This is a genomic window from Variovorax paradoxus (genome assembly GCF_029919115.1).
GTDB lineage: Bacteria > Pseudomonadota > Gammaproteobacteria > Burkholderiales > Burkholderiaceae_C > Variovorax > Variovorax paradoxus_O.
In genome coordinates this window covers 1,985,946-2,010,347 of sequence record NZ_CP123990.1, presented here as the reverse complement: position 1 = coordinate 2,010,347, position 24,402 = coordinate 1,985,946, and the positions used below count along the sequence as shown (strand labels likewise).

Annotated in this window: 22 protein-coding genes, 1 tRNA gene, 3 pseudogenes and 1 riboswitch; of the genes and pseudogenes, 17 read left to right on the top strand and 9 right to left on the bottom strand. The window is 65.6% G+C overall.

Going from position 1 to position 24,402, the window contains the following annotated elements:
• Positions 1–105 precede the first annotated feature (105 nt).
• Both QHG62_RS09845 and QHG62_RS09840 read left to right on the top strand, forming a co-directional pair.
• Complete coding sequence (locus QHG62_RS09845; protein ID WP_281150688.1) at positions 106–840, top strand: TetR/AcrR family transcriptional regulator; 735 nt, start codon at positions 106–108, stop codon at positions 838–840.
• Positions 841–866: 26 nt separating this feature from the next.
• A riboswitch (TPP riboswitch) is annotated at positions 867–974 on the top strand.
• Between the two features lie 76 nt (positions 975–1,050).
• The gene (locus QHG62_RS09840; RefSeq protein ID WP_281150687.1) at positions 1,051–2,403 is read left to right on the top strand and encodes a purine-cytosine permease family protein; all 1,353 of its coding nucleotides are present in this window, start codon (positions 1,051–1,053) and stop codon (positions 2,401–2,403) included.
• Here the strand turns inward: QHG62_RS09840 and thiD are convergent.
• Positions 2,354–3,217, bottom strand: coding sequence for a bifunctional hydroxymethylpyrimidine kinase/phosphomethylpyrimidine kinase (thiD, locus tag QHG62_RS09835; RefSeq protein WP_281150686.1), 864 nt, complete (start codon positions 3,215–3,217; stop codon positions 2,354–2,356). The two genes, QHG62_RS09840 and thiD, sit on opposite strands and share 50 nt — an antisense overlap.
• A gap of 140 nt (positions 3,218–3,357) precedes the next feature.
• Here thiD and QHG62_RS09830 point away from each other — a divergent pair, with 140 nt between their 5' ends.
• From QHG62_RS09830 to QHG62_RS09805, 6 genes are all read left to right on the top strand, one after another.
• Positions 3,358–4,449 carry an FAD-dependent oxidoreductase gene (locus QHG62_RS09830; protein WP_281150685.1) on the top strand — a complete coding sequence of 364 codons (1,092 nt, stop codon included), beginning with the start codon at positions 3,358–3,360 and terminating at the stop codon, positions 4,447–4,449.
• Entirely contained in the window at positions 4,446–4,649 is a 204-nt protein-coding gene (gene thiS, locus QHG62_RS09825) for a sulfur carrier protein ThiS (protein ID WP_281150684.1), read from the top strand. Before QHG62_RS09830 ends, thiS begins: the two co-directional genes overlap by 4 nt.
• Positions 4,650–4,682: 33 nt before the next feature.
• Positions 4,683–5,510, top strand: a complete 828-nt coding sequence (locus QHG62_RS09820; protein ID WP_281150683.1) for a thiazole synthase — start codon at positions 4,683–4,685, stop codon at positions 5,508–5,510.
• On the top strand, positions 5,507–6,439 hold the full coding sequence (locus QHG62_RS09815; RefSeq protein ID WP_281150682.1) for a thiamine phosphate synthase: 933 nt from the start codon (positions 5,507–5,509) through the stop codon (positions 6,437–6,439). Before QHG62_RS09820 ends, QHG62_RS09815 begins: the two co-directional genes overlap by 4 nt.
• An 11-nt stretch (positions 6,440–6,450) precedes the next feature.
• Positions 6,451–8,613 carry a TonB-dependent siderophore receptor gene (locus tag QHG62_RS09810; RefSeq protein ID WP_281150681.1) on the top strand — a complete coding sequence of 721 codons (2,163 nt, stop codon included), beginning with the start codon at positions 6,451–6,453 and terminating at the stop codon, positions 8,611–8,613.
• A gap of 89 nt (positions 8,614–8,702) precedes the next feature.
• Positions 8,703–8,778: transfer RNA gene (locus tag QHG62_RS09805), tRNA-Asn, on the top strand.
• Between the two features lie 144 nt (positions 8,779–8,922).
• Here QHG62_RS09805 and QHG62_RS09800 read toward each other — a convergent pair.
• Together QHG62_RS09800 and QHG62_RS09795 are read right to left on the bottom strand one after the other, a co-directional pair.
• Positions 8,923–9,219 (bottom strand): hypothetical protein, encoded by a 297-nt coding sequence (locus tag QHG62_RS09800; protein ID WP_281150680.1) that lies wholly within the window; start codon positions 9,217–9,219, stop codon positions 8,923–8,925.
• 323 nt (positions 9,220–9,542) lie between these two features.
• Complete coding sequence (locus QHG62_RS09795; RefSeq protein WP_281150679.1) at positions 9,543–9,746, bottom strand: hypothetical protein; 204 nt, start codon at positions 9,744–9,746, stop codon at positions 9,543–9,545.
• Between the two features lie 157 nt (positions 9,747–9,903).
• Here QHG62_RS09795 and QHG62_RS09790 point away from each other — a divergent pair, with 157 nt between their 5' ends.
• A complete protein-coding gene (locus tag QHG62_RS09790; RefSeq protein WP_281150678.1) occupies positions 9,904–10,341 on the top strand; it encodes a hypothetical protein in 438 nt (145 codons plus the stop codon).
• A 14-nt stretch (positions 10,342–10,355) separates the two neighbouring features.
• Here QHG62_RS09790 and QHG62_RS09785 read toward each other — a convergent pair whose 3' ends face one another.
• Positions 10,356–10,643: a hypothetical protein gene (locus QHG62_RS09785; protein ID WP_281150677.1), complete on the bottom strand. Its 288-nt coding sequence runs from the start codon at positions 10,641–10,643 to the stop codon at positions 10,356–10,358.
• Positions 10,644–10,814: 171 nt separating this feature from the next.
• Here QHG62_RS09785 and QHG62_RS09780 point away from each other — a divergent pair, with 171 nt between their 5' ends.
• The 7 genes and pseudogenes from QHG62_RS09780 (at position 10,815) to QHG62_RS09755 (ending at position 18,966) form a co-directional block, all read left to right on the top strand.
• Positions 10,815–11,255: a response regulator gene (locus QHG62_RS09780; protein WP_281150676.1), complete on the top strand. Its 441-nt coding sequence runs from the start codon at positions 10,815–10,817 to the stop codon at positions 11,253–11,255.
• A 69-nt stretch (positions 11,256–11,324) separates the two neighbouring features.
• Positions 11,325–11,819: pseudogene (locus QHG62_RS09775) on the top strand (autotransporter outer membrane beta-barrel domain-containing protein); the annotation flags it as partial.
• Between the two features lie 999 nt (positions 11,820–12,818).
• A pseudogene (locus QHG62_RS27780) lies at positions 12,819–12,947 on the top strand (ESPR domain-containing protein); the annotation flags it as partial.
• Between the two features lie 363 nt (positions 12,948–13,310).
• A pseudogene (locus QHG62_RS09770) lies at positions 13,311–17,126 on the top strand (YadA-like family protein); the annotation flags it as partial.
• Positions 17,127–17,160: 34 nt separating this feature from the next.
• Positions 17,161–18,009 carry an OmpA family protein gene (locus QHG62_RS09765; RefSeq protein WP_281150674.1) on the top strand — a complete coding sequence of 283 codons (849 nt, stop codon included), beginning with the start codon at positions 17,161–17,163 and terminating at the stop codon, positions 18,007–18,009.
• Between the two features lie 147 nt (positions 18,010–18,156).
• Positions 18,157–18,579 (top strand): hypothetical protein, encoded by a 423-nt coding sequence (locus QHG62_RS09760; protein ID WP_281150673.1) that lies wholly within the window; start codon positions 18,157–18,159, stop codon positions 18,577–18,579.
• A gap of 66 nt (positions 18,580–18,645) precedes the next feature.
• Positions 18,646–18,966 (top strand): hypothetical protein, encoded by a 321-nt coding sequence (locus QHG62_RS09755; protein ID WP_281150672.1) that lies wholly within the window; start codon positions 18,646–18,648, stop codon positions 18,964–18,966.
• Positions 18,967–18,985: 19 nt separating this feature from the next.
• Here the strand turns inward: QHG62_RS09755 and QHG62_RS09750 are convergent, their stop codons facing one another.
• Positions 18,986–19,390 (bottom strand): GFA family protein, encoded by a 405-nt coding sequence (locus tag QHG62_RS09750; RefSeq protein ID WP_281150671.1) that lies wholly within the window; start codon positions 19,388–19,390, stop codon positions 18,986–18,988.
• Between the two features lie 96 nt (positions 19,391–19,486).
• On the opposite strand from QHG62_RS09750, the gene QHG62_RS09745 reads away from it, so the two are divergent.
• A complete protein-coding gene (locus QHG62_RS09745; RefSeq protein ID WP_281150670.1) occupies positions 19,487–20,443 on the top strand; it encodes a helix-turn-helix transcriptional regulator in 957 nt (318 codons plus the stop codon).
• A gap of 29 nt (positions 20,444–20,472) precedes the next feature.
• Here QHG62_RS09745 and QHG62_RS09740 read toward each other — a convergent pair whose 3' ends face one another.
• The 4 genes from QHG62_RS09740 to QHG62_RS09725 all read right to left on the bottom strand — a co-directional run bounded on the left by QHG62_RS09740 (position 20,473) and on the right by QHG62_RS09725 (position 24,361).
• Positions 20,473–20,775, bottom strand: a complete 303-nt coding sequence (locus QHG62_RS09740; RefSeq protein ID WP_281150669.1) for a hypothetical protein — start codon at positions 20,773–20,775, stop codon at positions 20,473–20,475.
• A gap of 28 nt (positions 20,776–20,803) precedes the next feature.
• The gene (locus tag QHG62_RS09735; RefSeq protein WP_281150668.1) at positions 20,804–22,273 is read right to left on the bottom strand and encodes a DegQ family serine endoprotease; all 1,470 of its coding nucleotides are present in this window, start codon (positions 22,271–22,273) and stop codon (positions 20,804–20,806) included.
• 103 nt (positions 22,274–22,376) lie between these two features.
• Complete coding sequence (locus tag QHG62_RS09730) at positions 22,377–23,705, bottom strand: ATP-binding protein (protein ID WP_281150667.1); 1,329 nt, start codon at positions 23,703–23,705, stop codon at positions 22,377–22,379.
• A complete protein-coding gene (locus tag QHG62_RS09725) occupies positions 23,702–24,361 on the bottom strand; it encodes a response regulator (protein WP_281150666.1) in 660 nt (219 codons plus the stop codon). The genes QHG62_RS09730 and QHG62_RS09725 overlap by 4 nt, the downstream gene beginning before the upstream one ends.
• Between the last annotated feature and the right edge of the window lie 41 nt (positions 24,362–24,402).

Below are 24,402 nucleotides of genomic sequence, written 5' to 3'. Positions count from 1 at the left end.
GTCCTTCGAAAGTGGCAGGGCAGGCGTTCGCCTTCGATTAATTGATCAATGCTCAATTAATATTATTTATACAATCAATTTAGCGGCCGCACAATGCCAGCATCCATGAAGAAGACCACCTCCGAGCCCAAACCCAAGACCGCTGGCCGCCCCGCCGGCGGCGGCGCGCTGTCCAAGCGGCTCATCGCTGAAGCCGCCCTGGCGCACATCGACGAGTTCGGCCTCGGCGCTTTCAGCATGCGGGAGATCGCCGCGCGGCTGGGCGTCTACCCGGCCACGGTGCACTGGCATGTGAGCACGCGAGAGGCGCTGCTTGCCGAAGTGGCCGCCATGGTGATGGCCGAAGTCACGCCGCCGCCCGGCAACCAGGGCTGGCAGGAATGGATCGCGCAACTGTTTCGCCGCTGCCGCGCCGCGGTTCGCCGCCACCCGAATGTGGCGCAGTTGCTGGGCGCGCAACTGGTGTCGAACGGCAGCCTGCCCATCGAGCTGGTGGAAGGTGTGCTCGCGGCCCTGGTCGAGGCCGGATTCGAAGGGCAGCCGCTGCTGGAGGCCTACAACTGCGTGATCGCGGCCATGCTCGGCTTCGTGACGATGGAGTTCTCCCCCCTGCCCTCGGACAACACCCAGGCCTGGGCCGAGGAGCTGCGCGAGCGCGTCCACACCATTCGCCCGCTCGATCACCCGGTGCTTACGCGCAACCTGCCGCTCCTGGCCAACCAGGCCTTCATCGTGCGCTGGGACAACGGCAGCACGGTGCCGCTGGACAGCAGCTTCGAGCGGCATATCCAGATCGTCATCGATGGTTTGGAAGCTTTCGCGCGCAGGCTCGTACAATAGTTTCCGCTTTGCGCCACGGCGCGGAGCACCACCGCTAGGGGTGTCGAACCGGAATCCGTTCCGGGGCTGACTGAGAGAGTCCCTTTGAACCTGACTGAGGTAATCCTCGCGCAGGGAAGCTGGTCCGGCGGCCTGTCGCGTTGTCTCGCGCGATGGCTCCGCCGCCGGAGCCTCGCCCACCTGCCAAACCTTTTGCATTGGAGCAACTGGATGGCACACGACGATAGTTTTTCTTCCGCCAACGAGGCGCTGACGCCTTTGCCCGCGTCGCAGCGCGTGTTCGGCTGGCACGACCACGCCTCGCTCTGGTTCAGCCTGGGCGTGGGGCTGCTGGTGATGCAGATCGGCGCCTACCTGGTGCCGGCGGTGGGCACGCGCGACGCGGCCATCGCCATCGTGCTGGGCTCGCTGCTCGGTGCGGGCTTGTTGGCCTGGACGGCGCGGCTGGGCTGCGAAACCGGGCTGGCAAGCGCCGGGCTGATGCACGCGACCTACGGCAGCGCCTTCGCGCGGCTACCGGTGCTGCTCAACATCGTACAGCTGGTCGGCTGGACCACCTTCGAGCTGGTGATCATGCGCGAGGGCACGCAGGCCATCGGCCAGCAGGCGTTCGGGCTCACACTCACCGGGCCGCTGGGCAGCGCGCTCACCACCCTGCTCTGGGGCGCTGTGCTGCTGGCGCTGCTCGCAGGCTCCATGGTCAAGCTGGTGCGGCGCTTCGTCAGCCGCTTCGGCCTTCCGCTGGTGGTGCTTTCGCTGGTATGGCTCACCTGGCAGTTTGCGACTCGGCTGGAGGCAAAGGGTCTTGAAGGCTTCTGGGCCCGGCCGGGGGCCGGAGGCATGGGCATGTTCAGCGCGCTCGACCTGGTGATTGCGATGCCGGTCTCGTGGCTGCCGCTGGTCGCCGACTACGCGCGGCACGGCAAGCGCAATGCCAACGGACGGGGCGGCCTCGGCAGCGCATTCACCGGCACCTGGCTCGGCTACGCGCTGGCCAACATCTGGTGCTACGCGCTCGGCGTGATGGTGGTGAGCGTGGCGGAGCCGGGCACCGGGCTGGTCACCGCCCTGCTGCTCGCGCAAGGCGGCCTGGTGGCGCTCGGCCTCATCCTCATCGACGAGCTCGACAACGCATACGGCGATGTGTACTCGGGTGCGGTGTCCACCCACAGCCTGCTGCCGCGCTGGAGCGTGCGCCGCTGGGGGCTGCTGATCGCGGCGCTGTGCACCGGGCTGGCGCTGGTGCTGCCCATGCACACGCTCGAGCCGTTTTTGCTGCTGCTGAGCTCGGTGTTCGTGCCGCTCTACGGCGTGATCCTGGGGCGGCTGGGCACAGGCCGGGCCATTGCGTCAGCCGGCAACCGCCGCGTCGACCTGGGCGCGGCGCTGATCTGGATTGCCGGCATTGCGGCGTATCACGCCGCTGCCAAGTGGGCGCCCCAGTTCGGCTCTGCGCTGCCGACGCTGGCAGCCACGTTCGTGCTGGCTTGGATCAGCCGGCCCAAGCCGGCATCTACAACAACGGCAGGCGGTGCGTCGGCACTGGCGCAAAACCGTGGTTGAGCGGACCGTGTCCCTCGCCGATGCGCACGCTCGCACCGGTGGCCATGGCGCCGAGCACGTAGGCGCGCGCGCGCTCCACGGCCTCGGGCAACGCCAGGCCCAGCGCCAGGTGCGCGGCAATCGCGGACGACAGCGTGCAGCCGGTGCCATGCAGGTTGCGGCTTGCAATGCGGGCCGAGGCCAGGCGCTTGCGCACGCCGCCGCGTCCCAGCAGCACGTCGACCACTTCGTCGCCGGGCAAGTGGCCGCCCTTGAGCAGCACGGCCTGCGCGCCAAGGGCCAGCAGTTCATCGGCGGCCTGGTCGAGCGCGTCGATGCCGTCGATGGCATGGCCGATGAGCAGCGCAGCTTCGTCGAGATTGGGCGTCACCACCACGGCGCGCGGAAACAGCTCGCGCACCAGCACCTGCACCGTTTCGGCCGCAATCAGCCGGTCGCCGCTGGTCGCGACCATGACCGGGTCGAGCACCACGTTGGGCAGCCGGTAGTGATCAATGGCCCACGCCACCACGTCGACCACCTCGGGCGCATGCAGCATGCCGAGCTTGACCGCATCCACGCCGATGTCTTCGACCACGGCCTGGATCTGCGCCTTGAGAAACGCCGGCGGCACGCCGTGGATGCCGGACACGCCGCGCGTGTTCTGCGCGGTAAGCGCGGTAATGGCGGTCATGCCGTAGCAGCCGAGCGCCGCGAAGGTCTTCAGATCGGCCTGAATACCGGCACCGCCGCCGCTGTCGGAGCCGGCGATCGAGAGCACGCGCACGTAGCGCTGGGGCGCTTGCGGCGCGGCGTCGGAAAGTGCTTGGGTCATATCGAAAATTATCGGCGACTGGCCCTGCCTTGCTCCCTCCCCTTCCGGGGGAGGGCTGGGGTGGGGGCAAGCGGCGCATCCAATGGGCGCTCTGGCTGCCCCCATCCCAACCTTCCCCCAAAGGGGGAAGGAGCAAGACCATGAGCCTTCCGTTTCAATCCGCTGCCATCCTCGGCGCAGGTCTCATGGGCCGCCTGCTCGCGGTCACGCTGGCGCGGGCCGGCTGCAAGGTCGAGCTGTTCGAAGCAGGCAGCCCCGAGGCGGAAGGCGCGGCCGCGCGCGTGGCGGCCGCCATGCTCGCGCCGTTGGCCGAGTCGGCCGTGGCCCCGGTGTCTGTCGTGCGCATGGGCCAGTACGCGTTGAGCCGCTGGCCCGAACTGCTGGCGCCGCTGGCGCAGCCGGTGTTCTTCCAGCGCGAAGGCACGCTGGTGTTGTGGCATCGGCAGGATGCCGCCGAAGCAACGCGGCTCGCGCGCGTGTTGGCCCGCACCGGCGCCCAGGTGCCCGAACTTGCCGCGATGCAGACGCTCGACGGCTTGGGCATTGCCGCGCTGGAATCTTCGCTGGGCCGGCGCTTCGCACAAGGGCTCTTTCTTCCGGGCGAAGGCCAGCTCGACAACCGGGCGCTGCTCTCGTCGCTGCTCGCCACGCTGGAAGCCAGCCCGAACGTGCAAATGCACTGGCAGTCGCCGCGCGCACCGGGTGATTTTTCTCCGGGCGCACCCGGCCAGCCCGACCGTGTGATCGATTGCCGCGGTCTCGGCGCAAAACCTCAATGGAGCGCACTGCGCGGCGTGCGCGGCGAAGTCATTCGCGTGCATGCGCCCGAGGTGGCATTGCAGCGGCCGACCCGGCTGGTGCATCCACGCTATCCGCTCTACATCGCGCCCAAGCCCGGCGGCGTGTTCGTGATTGGCGCGACCGAAATCGAATCGGACGACATGTCGCCAGCTAGCGTGCGCTCCACGCTCGAGCTGCTGAGCGCAGCCTATGCGGTGCACAGCGGCTTCGCCGAGGCCCGCATCCTGGAAATTGCGACGCAGTGCCGCCCCACGCTGCCCGACAACCTGCCCGCCATCCGGCAGCCGCACCCGCGCGTGCTGCAGATCAACGGCCTGTACCGCCACGGTTTCATGATCGCGCCGGCCGTGCTCGACGCTGCCATGGAGCTGCTGGTGCATGGCCGCTCCGCGCTCGCACAAAGCCTTGGCCTGGAGGTTTCCAACACATGACGATCGACGTGCTGATCAACGACAAGCCTTTTGCGCTGCCAGAAAGCGCCACGCTGGTGGATGCACTCGCCGCGCTGAACGCCGTGCCGCCTTTTGCGGTGGCCGTGAACCGCGAATTCGTGCCGCGCTCCGCCTATGCGGCGCGCGCATTGCAACAACAAGACCGCATCGAAGTGATCCGCCCCGTCACGGGCGGCTGAACAGACGACATAGCGACGGAGACAACACACACCATGACCACCTCTTCAATTTCTTCCGTTCCAGACAACGATCCGCTGGTTCTCTACGGACAGACCTTCCACAGCCGCCTGCTGCTGGGCACCGCGCGCTACCCCTCGCCGGACCTGCTCGAAGCCGCCGTGAAGCGCTCCAAACCCGCGATGCTGACCGTCTCGCTGCGACGCCAATCCGCGAGCCCTGGCGCAAGCGACAGCGGCAACGGTTTCTGGGAACTGCTGCGCCGCCTCGCGGTTCCGGTGCTGCCCAACACCGCAGGCTGCCACAGCGTGCAAGAAGTGATTGCCACCGCGCAGATGGCGCGCGAGCTTTTCGACACGCCGTGGATCAAGCTCGAACTCATCGGCGACGACTACACGCTGCAGCCGGACACGCTGAACCTTGTCGATGCCGCATCGCAGCTGATTCGCGATGGCTTCCAGGTGCTGCCTTATTGCACCGAAGACCTGGTGCTGTGCCAGCGCCTCGTCGACGTGGGCTGCCAGGCCGTCATGCCCTGGGCCGCGCCCATCGGCACTGGCCGCGGCCCGGTGAACCCCTACGCGCTGCAGTTGCTGCGCGAGCGGCTCAGCGTGCCGATGCTGGTCGATGCGGGCCTGGGCCTGCCCTCGCACGCCTGCCAGGTGATGGAATGGGGCTACGACGGCGTGCTGCTCAACACGGCGGTTGCGCTGGCGCAAGACCCGGTGTCGATGGCCGGCGCCTTTGCAGACGCAGTGCAGGCAGGCCGCGCCGCCTACCGCTCCGGCGCCATGGCCGCGCAAGACTCCGCGCAGCCGAGCACACCGGTGCTCGGCACGCCTTTCTGGCATCACACAGCATGACCGCATTGAACGACCACCGGGCGGTTGCCCACGCCATCGTCGCGGCGCATGGCCTGCGCTTTGGCGCCATCACGGCCGCGGCCATTTCAGCTGGCAGCTTTTCTTCGGACGACCCGGTGTACCGCGGCGCCAAGCAGGCTTGCGCGGCGCTCGGCTTCATCGAGATCGACGCCGAATGCCTCGCGCTCGCGTGGCAGGCGCAGACAGTGCGCACCGGCGCATTCGACGCAAGCCAATGGCCAGAGACACCGGCCGATTTCGGCATGCGCGCGTTTCCGCCCAATGCGCGCGATGACGCGTTTGCGCCCTGCCCCGAACGGCTCGGCCTGTACGCCGTGCTGCCTGATGCGCAATGGGTCGGCCGCATGGCGCGCGCCAGCGTGCCCACCGTGCAGCTGCGCTTCAAGTCAGGCGATGCGGCAATCGTCGAACGCGAAGTGCAGGCTGCGGTCGACGCCGTGCGCGGCACCGGCGCGCTGCTTTTCATCAACGACCATTGGCAAACGGCCATTGCAGCGGGTGCCTACGGCGTGCACCTTGGCCAGGAAGACCTCGATGCGCTCTCGCCCGCGCAGGTGCGGCAAGTACGCGATGCCGGTTTGCGCCTTGGCGTGAGCACCCACGGCTACGCCGAGATGGTGCGCGCCGACGCGGTGAGCCCGAGCTACATCGCCATGGGTGCGGTGTACCCGACCACCCTCAAGAAAATGGCGACGGCCCCACAGGGCGTGGCGCGGCTTGCAGCGTATGCGCGCCTGTTGCGCGGCTATCCGCAAGTGGGCATCGGCGGCATCGATGCGGTGCGCCTGCCTGAGGTGCTGGCCACCGGTGTCGGCTCCGTCGCCGTGGTGCGCGCGCTTGTCACCGCGGACAACCCTGAGGCCACGGCCGCTCAATGGATGGCCGCCCTGAGCGCAGCCGCCGCATGAACAGAACAACAATGACCAAAAAGCAATCTCTTCTTCGCGCATGGCCGCTGTCGCCGGTTTCGCGCGCAACGGCCGCCGCCCTCCTTCTGGCGGCCGGCAGCGCGCAAGCCCAGCAGCCAACGGAGCTGCCCGCCATCACGGTGAACGAAAGCAATGCCTCGCCGCAAGCCGACGTGAGCGGCTTTGGCGACGTGCCGGTGCGCGAGCTGCCGCTCTCGGCCACCGTCATCGACAGCACGCAGCTCCGCGCGAGCGGCGCGCGCCGGCTGGCGGACCTCACGCAGTTCGATTCGTCCGTGACCGATGCCTACAACTCCGCCGGCTACTGGGACTACCTGACCGTGCGCGGCTTTGTGCTGGACAACCGCTTCAACTACCGGCGCGAGGGCTTGCCGATCAGCGCCGAGACATCGATTCCGCTCGACAACAAGGAGCGCGTTGAAATCTTGCGCGGCACCAGCGGCATCCAGGCCGGCACCAGTGCGCCGGGCGGTTTGGTCAACTACGTGGTCAAGCGGCCGACCGAGCAAGACCTGCGCGCGCTGCGCCTCGAAACCACCAGCCGCGGCAGCGTGCTGGGCGCGCTCGATCTTGGCGGGCGCTTCGGCGCGAACCGCGAGTTCGGCTACCGCCTCAACGTGGTGAACGAAAACCTGAAGCCGCTCACGCACAACCTCGACGGCAACCGCAACATGTTTTCGCTGGCCGGCGACTGGCGCATCACGCGAGATTCGGTGCTCGAATTCGAAATCGAGCGCAGCGACAAGACGCAGCCCAGCCAGAACGGCTTCAGCCTGCTGGGCAGCACGCTGCCGGCGCCGGTCGATCCCAAGGTCAACCTCAACAACCAGCCGTGGTCGCAGCCTTCGGAGTTCAACGCGCTCACCGGCAGCGTGCGCTTCAGCCAGGCAATCAATGCCGACTGGCGCTGGAGCGCGCAAATCGGCCAGCAGCGGCTCAAGACCGATGATCGCCTGGCCTACGCGTTCGGCTGCGGCGCCGAAGGCAACTACGACCGCTACTGCTCCGACGGCACCTTCGACTTCTACGACTTTCGAAGCGAGAACGAGCGCCGCACGCAAACCGCCGGCAGCCTGAACCTCAAAGGCAACGTGATGACCGGCAGCGTGCGGCATGAGCTCGGCTTTGGCCTGCTCGCAAGCCGCGTGCGCAACCGCTTCCAGGACCAGGCCTACAACTACGTCGGCACCGGCAACATCTGGGCCACGGCCATCGTGCCGGCGGACCCGACGCTGACCGACGCCAACACCAACCGCGACGAGCGCTCGACCGAGCTTTCGGTGCAAGACGCCATTCGCTGGAACAGCCGCTTCACCACTTGGGTCGGGTTGCGCCACACGCGGCTCGACCGCGACAGCATTCGCACCGACGGCTCGCGCCCCACCGGCTACAAGGACGGCATCACCACGCCATGGGTTGCGGCCAGCTACGCCATTCAGCCCGGGCTGCTGGCGTACGCAAGCTGGGGCAAGGGCGTGGAGTCGCAGGTGGTGCCGAACAAGAGCTCGCAATACACCAACGCTGGTGAGGCTCTGCCCGCGCTCACCTCGCGCCAGTGGGAACTTGGGCTCAAGGGCGGCAACGACGTTTTCAACTGGCAGCTTGCATGGTTCGACATCAAGCGTCCGATGACGAACCTCGACGCCTGCAACCGGCTGGGCACCACGCCGTGCGACGGCCGCTACGACGGCAGCGCGGTGCACCGCGGGCTCGAAGCGGGCGCGCAATGGAACACTGGCCCCTGGCGCCTTGGCGGCAGCGTCACGCTCATGGATGCCAAGCGCCGCGGCAGCACCGCAGAGCCCACCGTCAACGGCCAGTGGCCCACCAACGTGCCCAAGCAGGTGCTGCGCGCGCAGGCCGCGTACCGCGTTGCATCGGTGCCGGGCCTCGAGGTGCTGGGACAGCTTTCGCATGAAGGCCGGCGCAATGTGTTGCCCGATGGTTCGATCACCCTGCCCTCATGGACTCGCGTCGATGCGGTGCTGCGCTACGACACCAAACTGCGCGGCGTTCAGACCAGCTGGAGCCTTGCCATCGATAACCTGTTCGACCGCCGCTACTGGAAAGAATCGCCCTACCAGTTCGGCCATGTGTACCTGTTTCCGGGCGCGCCGCGCACGCTGCGACTTGGCCTGAGCGTGTCGCTGTGAGCGCCACTCAAAAAATTTTCAAAAATTTATCGCGGACATATTCGCGTGTTCGAAAGGCCCAAAAAATCACGCTATAATTTGAGGCTTGTTCCTCGATAGCTCAGTTGGTAGAGCGCCGGACTGTTAATCCGTAGGTCCCTGGTTCGAGCCCAGGTCGAGGAGCCACTACAAGCCGCAAGGCCTCTGGATGCCCCGCTACTTTGAAGGTAGCGGGGCATTTTCTTTTGGGGAGTCCGTGGGCACAAGCTCATGTGAGTTCCACCCCCGCGCCGGGAGGCCGCCGACAGTTGGATCCGTTCCTCCAGAACATCAGGCCAACGACGAACGTCGAAACCCACTCCTGCCCCTTTGCAGTGTCTTGGCGGTTCGCCGGGGTTCGTTGAGCATCTTGCTGATTTCCGCGAGGCCCTCCTCGGTGATGCGCGTGATAGTGGCTGTTCGGGCGACGTGGTACTTGCCCCCGGCGTCGGATGCCGGCGCTATATCCGCTTCGATAAGCCCTGTGGCCTTCAGCACGCTCGCATACTGAACGTCCTCGGGTCTCGTCACCACCTTTGGCAAGGCAACGCTCTGCAGGTGCAGCAAGTAGAACAAGGACAAGGGCATGGTCGAATCTCGTTCGATGCGGATTCTTCAGGTACTGGCACTTGCTCGCATCGCCCCTTCGAGGGGAGGTCAACCGTATTGCCGCCGCCACGGCCTCCTTGTCAGACGGAAATCACGCGGCAGGTAGGATATGGGAATAAATCACATTTAGCTGACGGGCAAAAGACAACTTAGACGCCATACCGAGAGCAGGCTTCAGCGCCAATGGGTGCCAGATCTGCTCCGCGCAGCTGCCCCGGGCAAGTCGCTGGAGGAGCGGCGGCGGCAGTTGTCCGCCAGGCGCATCGGGCTGCCTGAACGAAAAAGGATTTCCTCGCGTTCGTTCAGTTCTTCATCGCAAGAAGATCACCGAGCGCCTTGGCTTGTTCCTTTGCTGTTCCTCCCAGCACAAGGTCATCTGAACCGCCGCCTGTGCGATAGACGCGAAGCGCCATGCAATTCAAAGAGCCTTGCTCTGCTTCATGGAGAAGCTCGCGCAGTGTGGCCAAACCTGCTTCTTTGCCGAGAACAGCACCGGTTCGAATCATTTTCCAGACATCCAGGATGTGAGTTCACAACGTATCTGCCGAGCGTTTCCAGCGCGTCAGCCACAGTCGCTTTCGACCGGCGATTCTGGAAACTACCGAGCAGTCCAACTCGTAACCAAGCGTACGATAAAATGTGAAATTATCACATTAAGCTCAAATGATGAATGATTTGGCACACCCCGGCGCCTCCTCCGATCTGGGGGAAAGGATCGCTGCGCTCAACGCAGTCGTAAGGCGGCTTTCCGAAGACTCTCAGTGGCTGCGCGCGGAAGCCAAGCGTCTGCGAACCGAGCACGCCAGAACTCACCTGGAAAACCGGATGCCGCTCTGGTTTTTGCTGCAACTGCAGCACGAAGAGCTCCCGGTTCGAGTCTTCGAAGCTGGAGAAGTCCGCTCGGTTTCGGTGCTTGCGGCAACCGGCCTGGTCGAGGCCGAGATCGGCGCCCTGGAGGCCACAGCCCGATACGCCCCGTCAAGGGCTGCCACGGTGACGCGCATTACCGAACACGGGCATGCAGAGATCGCAAGAATCGAGGACATGCCGACACCCGCGCCGGCCTCAACGCTGTGCGCGCAAGGAGTGCGGGCGATATGACCTCTCCAGAGGGCTCAAGGGCCCTTTGAGGCGACCTGCTGCTCAAGGGCCTCGTTAACGGCCTTCAACTTCTCCTCGGCTGCCTCGAGCTTGTCTTTGAGTTGGTCCGTCTGCTCGATGGCCTGCCCGACGTCAGGGTGCAGAGTCTCTTTGGGCACTTCGCTTTCCAGCACCGTGTGAACTACCGAGAGATCCTCCGCGACTTCATGGACCGTTTCAGCCGCCCGCTTGTTCTTTTCGAGCGTCTTGGCCAGATCGGCGGTGTTTTCGCCTGGAGGAAGAGCGGAGGATGAACGGGTCATGACGCACCTTTTCAGTCGGGAGCCCGATGTTAGCTGGCACATGGCAACGACTCGGGCGCCGCCGCCGATTCAGGCTTTTGGCCTACACCCCCAAGTGCCCCGGAACGTATAACCATTCACTGCCAGCAACCTATCGCAACAAGTCGAACTGAGCAGCGCTGCTCCAACGTCATGTCGCTCCAGACAGTTCTAATCGAGGACAGCAGCACCATCAGGGAGGCTTTGGTCCCGGCACTGGCCGACCTTGTCAATGCAGAAGTCGTCGCCGTCGCAGAGACTGCACGCGAGGGGATCGAAATTCTCCAGAAACTCGGCGATAGCTGGGACCTGGCTGTGGTGGATCTCTTCCTGCGTGAGGGCTCGGGCCTTGCGGTATTGCGAACCTGCAAGCAGCGAGCACCGCACCAGAGGATGGTTGTCTTGACGAACTATCCAACCGAAGAAATGCGTCGCCGCAGCCTGGAGTTGGGCGCCGATGCCCTGTTCGACAAATCAACTCAGCTTGACCAGTTCTTCGAGTGGTGCCTTAGGAGCGGCCTTCCGCGCTCCGTCGATGCAGATGCCTTGTGGAAGGCCGCGCGGAACAAAAACATCAAAAACGACCAGAACTAGTGGGGTGGGGATGGTTCGTCCGGCTGTCTCGATCCGTCCAGAGGCTACAGCCGCGCGAGCGCGGACACCAGCGCGGGCAGCCTGGCCGGCACCTACGACAGCAGCACGACCCAGGCCTTTGGCGAGTTGGGCCACCGCATCGACCTGGGTGCCGCCACGCTGGAGCCCTTTGCGGGCCTGGCCCATGTGCGGCTGCGCAGCGATGCGTTCGTCGAGCAAGGCGGCCTTGCCGCGCTGTATGGCTACGGCGGCCACACCGATGCAACCTTCTCGACCATTGGCGTGCGCGCAAGCATGCAGGCCAGCGAAAGCATTCGCCTGCGCGGCACGCTGGGCTGGCGCCACGCATTCGGCGGCGCCACGCCGACGAGCACGCATGCATTTGCGGGCAGTGTGCCGTTCACGCTGTCGGGCGTTCCGCTGGCAAAGGATGTGGCGGTGCTCGAGGCCGGCATCGAAACGCAGCTGCGCCCAAACCTGGCATTGAATGCCTCGTACTCGGGCCAGTTTGGAGACCGGCTGCAGGACCATGGGTTCAAGGTCAACCTGAACTGGTCTTTCTGATGCCGTTCTGAAAAATGGCGGGGTGATCCGATCGCCTCGCCAGGCAAAAAAAAGCCCAGCCCGCAGGGGGCTGGGCGGAAGCCCTGACGATGTCGCCACGTCAAGGGCCCCGAGAGGAAGAACCAAGGATCGGGGCAACGGCAAATTAGGTTTGGAGCGCCGGCCGGGTTGTCGGACTTGGCCGACTTGCGGGCCAGAGACCAGCCCGGCGATCATACTGTATGTTTGTACAGTTTTCTGAAGCCCCAAGAGATCTTCCGTTGCGGGTTAGCGGATGGTTTGGAGCGCGCTCTTGCGGCTCGGCCCTCCGACTGCGGCGGTTTCGATGCCTGCGGACGCCCGCGTCCGCTTGCCGCGCGAATTGCACTCTTCGATATTTATCAAGCGATAGCATTAGATCTGCAATGCAGATGTTTGCCTCTCGCCAATCACTTTTTGGTGACCTGCAGCTGACGCGGATTCCGACGTGTACGCACAACTCATCCTTGGCAGCCTTTTTAAAAGATGTTCGGATCGCATTGAAAGAAATTGCGGATCCCGCACTGCAGCAATGTCGATTGCATTTTTGCAATGCATCGATCCTTTTTAGTCATCAACCGGGGGATTGAGGCGTACGACTGGTTGAGATGCCTTCCAAACCGAGCAAGCGGCGCCCCCGGCTTCGAAGGCTGAGACTTTCCCAGCGCAAACGTGAGCAATCCGACAATGGAAACCGAAGCACGTCGACGACAAGAAAGTGCGGCTCAGAATGAAGAAAATCTTCTACCAAGCCCAAAACAGGTGCACGTATTAACTTAATTCTACGTGTAACTTCATATTACTATCGATTGCATAAAGTCAATTTTAATTATCAATTGATTCTACAAATTGACTCCAAAATGAGACAGCAATAGTTGCAACGCTCCGTGCCTCTTCTAAGATTTGTTTGCAAAACTAGATTTCATTATTTTGCAAATTTTGAATGGCCAATGCCATTCATTAAAACTTTTATATTCGTGGATGGAGCTCATGAACACTACTTATCGCACGGTCTGGAATGAATCGCTTGGTGCCTGGGTTGCGGCATCGGAGATCACCCGGGCCCGGGGCAAGCGCAGCGCAAGCTGTGTGAGAGGTTTCGCTGCAGGTAACGCGCTTGCATCGCCCGCGCCAGGACGACTGCGCAAGGGTGTTCTGACTGCGCTGCTGGCGATCAGCGGTTTGGGATGGGGCTCTTGGGCGCAGGCGCAGGCGCTTTGCACAGCAGGGCCCTACTACTCCTACAGCGGCAGCGCGACATGCGCGGGCCAGCAGGCCCAGGCGACTTTCGGCGGAGCCACTGCAATAGGTTTCAACGCCTTCAGTGGAGGGATAAATGCCACGAGTCTTGGCATCAGCGCCCTTGCCTCAGCCACCAACGCCATTTATCTGGGTTCGCGCACCACTGGAACCGGAGCATCCGCCGAGTCGGCGATTGCTATTGGCACGGATGTCAACTCCAGCGGCTTGGCAGCCATTGGTATCGGCATACAGTCGAAAGCAGCTGGAATCAGGAGCGTTGCCATGGGCGCGCAAGCCAATGCCACTGTTGACTATGCAACAGCGCTCGGCGGGGGGGGCATCAGCGCAGCAACAGCCGTGCGGGCCACCAATGTCGGTTCGCTGGCAATCGGTGGCAATGCCACCAGTGGTGCTCTCGCGTCGGGCGCCGATGCCATCGCCATTGGTGGCCAATCCGTTTCGTCGACGCAATACTCGGTGGCTGTTGGCTTGGACGCGGCAGCCTCAGGCGCTGGCGGTGCAATCGCTATAGGTGGCAGCACGGTCTCAAGCAACATCAATACAGTCGCACTAGGAGTTAACGCCGAGGCGACCGGCGCCGGCGCCAGCGCGTTGGGCACCGCCTCTATCGCTTCGGGAGGGAACTCCACCGCAGTCGGTGTGAACTCTACGGCGGGTGCGAACTTTGCGTTCGCCGGGGGTTTTTTATCTCAGGCAACCGGGCTGCGCACCGTCGCGCTAGGCAATGAGTCAGAGGCAACCAGCGACGCAGCCACCGCCGTCGGCAACGCTGCTCGTGCGGTAGGAAATAGTTCGCTTGCGCTCGGGGCACAAGCGCTCGCTATGGGCGCCAGCACCGTTGCGGTCGGCCAGGGTGCCGGTGCGGGCTCGACTGCTGGCAATACCGGTTCAGTCGCATTGGGTATCGCATCCGGGGCACTGGTTACCGGCGCACAGAACACCGCCATCGGCGGTGGCATTGCGAGCGTGATGCGGGGCGCGGGTTCGGGCGTCACGGGAACGCGCAACCTCGCCTTCGGCACAGGCGACGGCACTGTCGCCTACGACGGGACCCTGAAGGCCGCGGCAGGCAGTCTGGTCAGCGGCAACGACAATGTCGCCATCGGCACCAATGCCGGCATCGGCGTCGCGGCCAACGCGACGACGTCGATCGGCCTGAACGCGAACGCGAGCGCAGACAACGCGATCGCCATCGGTAGCTCCGCAGTTGCCAACTCGGCCGAGGCAGTTGCAATCGGCACCAACGCAACCGCCACCGGAGGCCGCTCGGTCTCCATCGGCTCCGGCAACGTTGCCAGCGGCAACGGCGCGGTGGCGATCGGCGACCCGAACACTGCGACCGGTGACGGCGCGATTGCGAGCGGTATGGACAACACGGCCACCGGCAACGGTTCCGTGGCAATGGGCAACACGAACAAGGTGGGCGGTGGGGGCCAGGCGGTGGGCGTGCCCGGCACCGCGGCACAGGGCGCGGTCGGCATCGGCTACCAGAACACCGTGGTCGGCCAGGGCAGCGTTGCGATCGGCAGCACCAGCAGCGCGCTGGCCGCGGGCGCGGTTGCGTTCGGCGACACGGCGGTGGCGAACAACGCTGGCGACGTGGCATTGGGTTCCGGCTCCGCGACGAGCAAGGCGGTTGCCACGCCCAACGCCGTGATCGGCGGCACCACCTATAACTTCGCCGGCATCAACCCGCTGAGCACGGTCAGCGTTGGCTCGCTGGGTGCGGAGCGCACCATCACCAATCTCGCGGCCGGGCGAATTGCGATCGACTCGACTGACGGCATCAACGGCTCACAACTGTTTGGCACCAACCAGCAGGTAACGGCCAATACAACGTCGATCACCAACCTCAACAACCAGATCGGCGATATCAACAACGGCAAGGGCATCAAGTACTTCCACGCCAACTCCACCCTGCCCGACTCGCAGGCGGTCGGCGTGGATTCGGTTGCCATCGGCCCGAACGCGGTGGCCAACAATGCCGGCGACGTGGCGCTGGGTTCGGGCTCGGTATCCACCGCAACAGTGCAGACCGCCGGCACCGTGATTGGCGGCAATCCCTACGTCTTTGCCGGCGCCACGCCCACCAACACTGTGAGCGTCGGCGCGGTGGGTGCCGAGCGCACGATCACCAACGTGGCAGCGGGCCGGCTTTCGAACAGTTCGACAGATGCCATCAATGGCTCGCAGCTGTTTGCCACCAACCAGCAGGTAACGCTGAACTCGACGCAGATCACCAATCTCAACAACCAGATCGGCGACATCAACAACGGCGGGGGCATCAAATACTTCCACGCCAACTCCACCCTGCCCGACTCGAGCGCCGTGGGGACCAACTCGGTCGCCATCGGCCCGAACGCGGTGGCCAACAACGCAGGCGATGTCGCGCTCGGCTCGGGCTCTACGACGACCGCAGCCGTCGGCACGGGCGGCGTGGTGATCGACGGCAAGTCCTACGTCTTCGCCGGAGCCGCGCCGACGAGCACGGTCAGCGTGGGCGCGGCGGGTGCCGAACGCACCATCACCAACGTGGCGGCCGGCCGCGTCGCAGTCGACTCGACCGACGCGATCAACGGAAGCCAGCTGTTCGCCACCAACCAGTCGATCGAGAACCTGAGCAGCACGGTTACGGCCAACAAGACCCGGTACTACAGCGTCAGCTCCACCGGCGGCGGCAACGAGGCCAACGAGGGCGCGACAGCCGCCGACGCCATTGCCTCGGGCAAGGATGCGGCCGCGAGCGGCGTGGCCAGCATTGCGCAGGGCCTCGGCGCCAGCGCCACGGTCGACGGCGGGGTTGCGCTCGGCTCGGGCTCGGTTTCCGACCGCTTCGTGGCGCCGTCGACCGGCAGCATTCCAGCCGGCAGCAGCCTGATCGAATACAACACCGCCGACCGCACGCTGCTTGGCGCGCTCTCGGTCGGCAGCGCGACCACGTACCGCCAGATCACCAACGTGGCCGACGGCACCGAGGCGCAGGACGCGGTCACGGTGCGGCAGCTCAGCGGTGCGTTGCAATCGTTTGCCGTCACGCCCACGCTGTATTTCCACGCCAACTCCACGGCGGCGGATTCACTGGCCATCGGCGCCGAGTCGGTGGCGGTCGGGCCGCAGACGGTGGTCAACGGCAACAACGGCGTGGGCATCGGCAACGGCGCCATCGTGCAGCAAAGCGCACCGGGCGGGATTGCCATCGGCCAAGGCGCTACATCGCACCTGGCCGACTCGATTGCATTGGGCACCAACGCCTCGGCCGCCGGGGTTCAGGGGGTGGCGCTGGGCGCGGGCAGCAGCGTGACGCAAGCCGGCGGCGTGGCGCTGGGCGCGGGCTCGGTTGCCTCCACCGCGGCGGGCGTGGCGGGCTTCGTGCCGCCCACGGCCACCGATGCGCAGCGCATTGCCATCGGCGCGACCACCAGCACGCTGGCGGCCGTGTCGGTGGGCGATGCGGCCAACGGGCAGTTCCGCCAGATCACCGGCGTGGCGGCGGGCACGGCCGACAGCGACGCGGTCAACGTGTCGCAGCTGCGCGGGGTGCAAGGCGTGGTGGCGGTGATCGACCAGTCGACGGTCAAGTACGACACCAACCCGGACGGCTCGATCAACTACAACAGCGTGAGCATGGGGGGCAGCAACGCAACGGGCCCCGTCACCGTGCACAACGTGGCGCCCGGTGTTGCGGGTACCGACGCCGTCAACGTCAACCAGCTGAACGCCGGCATTGCCGGGGCCAACGCCTACACCGATGCGCGCGTGAACTCCCTGGGCGGGGAGATCCGCAGCATTGCCAAGGACGCCAGCGCCGGTGCCGCCGGTGCCATGGCAATGGCCAACATGCCGCAGGCCTACATCCCCGGCAAGAGCATGGTGTCCGCAGGTGTTGCGGGTTTCGACGGCCAGGCTGCCCTCGCGCTGGGCGTGTCGAAGCTCTCGGACAACGGCCGCTGGGTGGTCAAGTTCAGCGGCTCGGCCAACTCGCGCGGCAAGGTTGGCGTGGCGGCCGGTGCTGGCTTCCATTGGTAAGCCGACGGCCCGAAACAAGAGGAACAACATCATCATGACGAAAACACAAATCCATCGCTTCTCGGCCGTCGCACTGGGAGCCGCCGCCGTTCTGGTCCTGCAGGGCTGCAGCTCCTACGTGAGCAAGGGCATCACCGACGACGGCAAGGCCACCGAATTGGTCTTCCCCAGCGTGGAGAACGACGCCTGGCTCAAGGAAGGCACGTTTCCCAACCTGGACAACCTGCGCGCCGTGGCGCCAGGCGTCACCAAAGACCAGCTGTTCGATCTGCTCGGTCGCCCGCACTTTCGCGAAGGCGTGGCGAGCCCGCGCGAGTGGGACTACATCTTTCACTTTCGCAAAGCGGGCGGCGGCATGACCACCTGCCAATACAAGGTGATCTTCGACAAGGACTTCAAGGCGCAGACTTTCCACTGGCTGCCCGCTGGTTGCGGCGACGTGCTGGGGGCGCGCGCGGTGCCTGTGGCCGAACGGCCGGCTGGGGCGGCCCCGGGCGCGCCGCGCAAGGTCACGCTGGGCGCCGACGGCCTCTTCCGCTTCGACGGCAGCTCGCTGGCCGATCTGCTGCCCGAGGGCCGGCGCAAGCTCGACGCCTTGGCCGGCGAGATCAAGGGCAGCGTCAAGTCGGTGGATGCCATCAGGGTAACGGGGCACACCGACCGCCTGGGCAGCAGCGCCTACAACAACGCCCTCTCGCTGGCGCGTGCGAACACTGTTCGCAACTATCTGGCGCATTCCGGTGTGCCGGCGCACAACGTGCAAGCGCAAGGCAAGGGCGAATCCGAACCCAAGGTGCAATGCGCGCAAACCCGGCGAGCGGAGCTCATCGACTGCCTGGCACCGAACCGGCGCGTGGAGATCGAGGTCTTCGGCGGAAGCTGAACGGCCCCGAGGACCCGGCAGAACACGGCCCGGGCTCGCGCCGAGCCCAGTCTTTGGGCGGTAGCCGCGTTACAAACGGTCGCGGCTTTGTCTGACATCTGCAATTTTGAAACAACTCGATCTTCGCTTCTCGTTTAGGAGGTTGAGATGCAAGATCGTGACAAGAGAACCGGCCCCGACGCGCAAGCGACAAGGGCCCTTTGGTGGGTGCTCGCCGCAATGGCGGCAGTGATTTGCACGCTGGCGCTGCTGCATCTTGCCGTGCAGCGCGAGCGTGCGGCCGCAGCAGTCGGGCAGGTGGACTTTCAGCTGCTTCCGGAGGTGTTTATTGGCGCCTGGCAGGCTACCCCACCCCTCTTGAATCCTGGCAGCGCGCCCGCATCATTGATGCCATCAAAAAAACCGGAGGAAGATGATGTCGAGGTCTTCGGATGCGCGCGCCATCGCAAAGCTGGCCTGGGAGGCGGCATGGGAGCGCCTTGGCAATGCTCTGCAGCCACCGCCGGGCTATCCGGAACCGACGCCGGAGCAAGTGACCGAGTGCTTTCGCGTAGCGCAGGAACAACTTGAAAGCCTGCGCCAGATTTACGACGTTCCACCTTTGGACAAACCGTAGACCACAGCGCAGGCCGCCCGATGCAACGCGAAATTTCGCGAAAAAAGGGTATTTCCCAAAGCGCGAGTCAGCCGCAAAACAGTAACGCCGCGTACATTACCGCCAATGTACTATCGGCCTGGGCCATGCACTTGAATTCTTTACTCTTGGTTGCGCTGCTACTTGTTGCAAGCGGTCTGTTCTGGTGGTGGTCCTTCGGCGGAGGCTTGTTCGCCTTGATCTCCGTTGCCGTGGTCGGCCTTGGCGCCGTGCTCTACCTGGCGCTGCGCGGGGACAGGGGCATCAAGGACGAGCTCGACGCGCAAGTGCCCGAAAAAGACACCGGCAAAAAAGAGTCCTGAGCTTCGTCCCCTCGCCTGCTCAGAGATGCCTTGTCTCTGCGGGCGATTCAAACCAGTTGTTGTTGCGCCCGTCCATGTAGCGGACCGGCGCGTTGGCCAATTCGTCCGCCGTGGCGTCGTCCAGGCAAGTCACGTTCACGCTGACGTAGGCGCCCCCGATCTCCGGCACGTTGCCGCGCCCGAAAGGGCGAACGCCGCAGTGCCTGCAAAACAGGTGCTCGGTGCTGTGCGTGTTGAACTGGTAGAGCGAAAGCTCCTGCTCCCCTGCGAGCAGCCGAAAGGCGTCGGGCCTGACGATGGCGCCCCACCCTCTTGTCTTGGTGCAGATCGAGCAGTTGCACTTGCCGGTGCCTTCGCTCAGGTCGATGTCTGCCTGGAAGCGAACCTTGCCGCAGTGGCAGCTTCCGTTGTAGGTCTTCTTCATGGTCGTGTCCTTTCGGTGGTGCGGTGTGATCTGGAGAACCAAGGCTAAACGGCATTGCGGACAGTTTCTGTCCTCGATCAGCGGCATCATTCGCCCATGCTGTCCGCCTCCGCTCGCCTGATACGGCTCTTGTCGTTGTTCCAGGCCCAACGTTCATGGACCGGCGCCGATCTGGCTGCGCGGCTCGAAGTGACCGAGCGCACGCTGCGCCGCGACGTCGACCGGCTGCGCAGCCTCGGCTACACGGTCGATTCGACATCCGGCGTGGCCGGCGGCTACCGCCTGGGCGCCGGCACATCGCTGCCGCCGCTGCTGCTCGAAGACGAAGAAGCCATTGCCGTGGCACTGGGCCTGGGCAGTCCGGCCGGCGCAACGGCGGGCGACATCGAGAACGCATCGATGCGTGCACTGGCCAAGCTCGAGCAACTGATGCCGCAGCGCTTGCGGCGCCGCCTGGACAGCGTGCGCGCATCGGTAGTGCCTGTCATGCGCGGCAAGTCAGGGGTCCGGCTGAAGGCCGTGTCTCTCTTTGCGGAGGCCTGCACCGAAAGGCTGGAGCTGCGCTTCGACTACCGCGACCACCACGACGCCGCCAGTGCGCGCACGGTGGAGCCGCACCGGGTGGTGCAGACCGGGCAGCGCTGGTATTTGCTGGCGTGGGACACGGCGCGCCAGGACTGGCGCACCTTTCGTCTCGACCGCATCGACGGACCGGTGCCCACGGGCGCCCGCTTCACGGCGCGGCGCTTGCCCCATGGAGACATCGAAGCCTACATGCAGCATGCGCTCGCGGTGTCGCCGTTTCTGCACCATGCGTGCGTGGTGGTGCACGCGCCGGCCAAGGCACTCGAGCCGCACCTCGCCTGGGTCGGCGGCAGGCCGCAGGCGCTGGACGACAGCCGCACCCGCATCGAGACCGGCGCCAACTCGCTCGATGCGCTGGCGGTCTGGCTGGCCTGCCTGGGGCACGATTTCGAGATTGAATCACCCAAGGAACTGGTCGGGCATCTTGCGCTGGTGGCGGCGCGGCTCGACAAGGCTGCGCGGCGCTAACGGGTTTGGCTTTGGCTCTGCGCCGCTCTTCAGCGCAAGGCAAACGCCAGCGTGACTGCGCCCAGCGCCAGCAACGCGAGCCCGGCAATAAAAACCACCTCGCCCCAAGCCTCCAGGCGAACGCCCGATCGACGCGACCGCATCGAGATGAAGGACAGCAGCGCACTGGCCAGGAACACCAGTGCGTCGATGGCCAGCATGCGGTCGATGAGCAGCCGCAGGTCGTCGCGCGGCCCCAGGTGGCCGATCGACATCACGGTCATGCACACGCCGATCATGGTGGCCGACGTGGGCAGGATGTGCGCCGAAAGGCCGCCGGTCGACGAGCTCATGTTCTGCGCCGGAGCATCACGGCAAGCCTCAGCCGATGCGCACCGGCACGAAGATCTTGTCTTCGCCGCGCTGGATCAAAAGCGCCACCGACTTGTCGGCCTTGGCCACCACTTCGCGCACCTGTTCCAGGCTCTTGGCGGGCGTGCCGTTGATGGCCAGCAGCACGTCGCCCGCCTGTACGCCGGCAATGGCCGAGGGGCCGGCAACGTCTTCGACCAGCAGCCCGTTCTCGATGGCGGCTTCGCGCTTTTCCTGCGGCTGCAGGGGCCGCAGCGCAAGGCCGAGCTTGCCCTGCCCTGCCGCATTGTCGGCCTTGGCGACTTGCGTGGGCTTGTCGCTCGCGTCGCCGAGCTTGGCGGAGAGCTCCTGGCGCTCGCCCTGGCGCCACACTTCGAGCGTGACCTTCTTGCCGGGCGTCTGCTGGCCGATGACCGCGGGCAGGTCGCCCGACGAGACGATGGGCTGGCCGTCCACCTTGCGGATCACGTCGCCCGCCTTCAGGCCGGCCTTGTCGCCGGGGCCGCCCTTCTCGATGTTGGAGACCAGCGCGCCCTCGGGCTTGTCGAGCTTGAACGAATCGGCAAAGGCCTGGTTCACCTCCTGCACCGCCACGCCCAGGCGCGCATGCGTGGCCTTGCCGGTGGCAACGATCTGGTCCTTCACCTGCACGGCCACGTCGATGGGAATGGCGAACGACACACCCTGGTAGCCGCCGCTGCGGCTGTAGATCTGCGAGTTGATGCCGACCACCTCGCCGCGCGTGTTGAGCAGCGGCCCGCCCGAGTTGCCGGGGTTCACGGCCACGTCGGTCTGGATGAACGGCACGTAGCTGTCGTCGGGCAGCGAGCGGCCCTTGGCGCTCACGACGCCTGCAGTCACGGTGCTCTCGAAGCCGAAGGGCGAGCCGATGGCCAGCACCCATTCGCCGACCTTCAGGTCCTTGGTGTTGCCCAGAGCAAGCGTGGGCAGGTTCTTCGCATCGATCTTGAGCACGGCGATGTCGGTCTTGGCGTCGGCGCCGAGCACCTTGGCTCGGTATTCGCGGCGGTCGGTCAGCTTGACGGTGACCTCCTTCGCGCCCTTCACGACATGCGCGTTGGTCATGATGAGGCCGTCGGGGCTCACGATGAAACCCGAGCCCTGCGCCCGCACCGGCACGTCGCGCTGCTGCGCGCGCGGGCCCGTCTGGCCCTGGAAGCGGCGGAAGAACTGGAGCATCGGGTCGTCCGGGTCGATGCCCTGCATCTCGGCCGCGGCTTCAGCGTCCGACTCCTTGGCGGTGCCGGTCACGCTGATGTTGACCACCGCCGGGCCGTCTCGCGTGGTGATGGTGGAGAAATCGGGCAGCGTGACCATTGCGGGGGCTGCGGCGATGGGCGTGGCGTTGGTCGGAGCGCTCACGGCACTGGTGTAGGCGCCGGCACCAACGGCGCCGATCACCCCGGCGGTCGCCAGGGCAAGAACCAGGGCGGAGGGAGAAGTCAGGCGGGTGTTCATTTCTAGCTTTCCTTTCAATGCGTCTGCACGCAAACACGATGAGAGGAATGTCGGCCCGTTGACTTAAGCGCGCCTTAAAGCGCGGCTCGAATTCGAGAAGAGCTCAGGCCTTGGCCGGAAAGCGCACGAGCACCCGCAGGCCACCCAGGCTCGGTGACGCCGCGAGCGCCACCGTGGCGCCGTGCAGGTCGGCAATCGACTTGACGATGGCCAGGCCGAGCCCGCTGCCCGGCGCCTGCGGCTCGCCCGAACGGTAGAAGCGGTCGAGCACCCGCTCGCGCTCTTCCTCGGGGAGGCCGGGCCCGCTGTCGTCCACGCTGAGTTCCACGCCCTCGCCCTGCACGGCAATGCCCACGTCGACGCGCCCGCCTTCGGGCGTGTACTTCACGGCGTTGTCGACCAGGTTGCGCAGCAGCATGCGCAGCGCCTCGGGCTGGCCGTTCACCACGGCGGCGTCTGCATGCGAAATGCCGATGTCGATACGCCGTGCCTGCGCGGCCGCGACCGTGTCCGAAATGGCCAGCCGCGCGGTTTCGGCAAGGTCTACCGGTTCGGGCTTTGCGCCTGCGGCCATGCTGGCCTCGTGCCGCGCCAACGCGAGCATCTGCTCGACCAGCCGCGTGGCGCGGTCGATGCCCGCGACGAGGCGGCCCACGGCCACTTCGCGCGCGGCGGCATCGGGCGCGCGCTGCAGGCCCTGCACCTGCAGCTTCAGTGCGGCAAGCGGCGAACGAAGCTCATGCGCGGCATCGGCCACAAAGTGCTTTTGCGCATCGAAAGCGTGGCGCACCCGGTCGAACAACAGGTTGAGTTCTTGCACCAGCGGGCGGACCTCGTCGGGCAGGCCTTCTTCGCTCACGGCGGAAAGATCGTCCGCCTGCCGCGACGCAACCTGCTTTCGCACGCGCGCCACGGGCGCGAGCGACAGGCTCACCACCCACCACACGATGAGCATGAGCAGGGGCGCCATCAGCGCCACGGGTGCGATGGTGCGCAAGGCCAGCGCGCCGGCCATGTTGCGCCGCGCCGCCATGTCTTGCGCCACCTGGATGACCAGCCCGCTGGTCTGCATCGAGAACACGCGGTAGGTGGTGCCGCGCGCACGCACGTCGGCAAAGCCCAGCACCGCGAGTTGAGGCAGCGCGGCCTGCTCGGCCGATTCGAAAATGCGCACGCCGTCGGCCGTCCACACCTGCACCACAAACTCGAAGTTCTGCTCGCCGCTGCCTATGCCGCCCACCGCCGCGCTGGGCGGCAGGCCGGCGCGCAGCGAAAGCGCCATCTGCTGCATGTGGTAGTCGAAGATGTCGTCGGCCTCCTTCAGCACCGTGCGGTAGGCCACCACCGCCTGCGCCCCGGCGGCCAGCACAATGGCCGCAAGCAGAAACCACAGCAGGCGCGCGCGCAGCGACCCGGTCAGCGCGCGGATCATGCCTTGGGCACCATGTAGCCCACGCCGCGCACGTTGCGGATCAGCTCGGCGCCCAGCTTCTTGCGCAGGCCGTGCACGTAGACCTCGACGGCGTTGCTGCTGATCTCATCCTTCCAGCTGTAGAGCTTTTCTTCGAGCTGCGCGCGCGACAGCACCATGCCGGGCCGCGCAATCAGCGGTTCGAGCACCGCCCACTCGCGGGCCGAAAGTATCACCGGCTGGCCTGCCACCGAAACCTCGCGCGTGGCGGGATTGATGCTCACGCCCATGTGCTCGTACACCGGCTCGGCACGCCCGGCTGCGCGGCGCAGCAGCGCCCGGATGCGTGCCAGCAGTTCGTCCAGGTCGTAGGGCTTGAGCACGTAGTCGTCGGCGCCTGCGTCAAGCCCTTCGATGCGTTGCTGCACAGAGTCGCGTGCGGTGGCAACCAGCACGGGCATGCGTTGCTTGCGGGCGCGCAGGTTGCGCAGCACCTCGAGCCCGTCGCGGCGGGGCACGCCCAGGTCGAGCAACACCAGGTCGTATTGCTGGGTACGCAATGCGGACTCGGCCGCATCGCCGTCCTTCACCCAGTCCACGGCATATTGCTCGGCCCGAAGCAGGTCGAGCACGGCCTCGCCGATCATCACGTCGTCTTCCAGGAGCAGCAGTCGCATGGTTGTCGTGGTCCGATTTTCTGGATTCGAGGCGGTGGCAG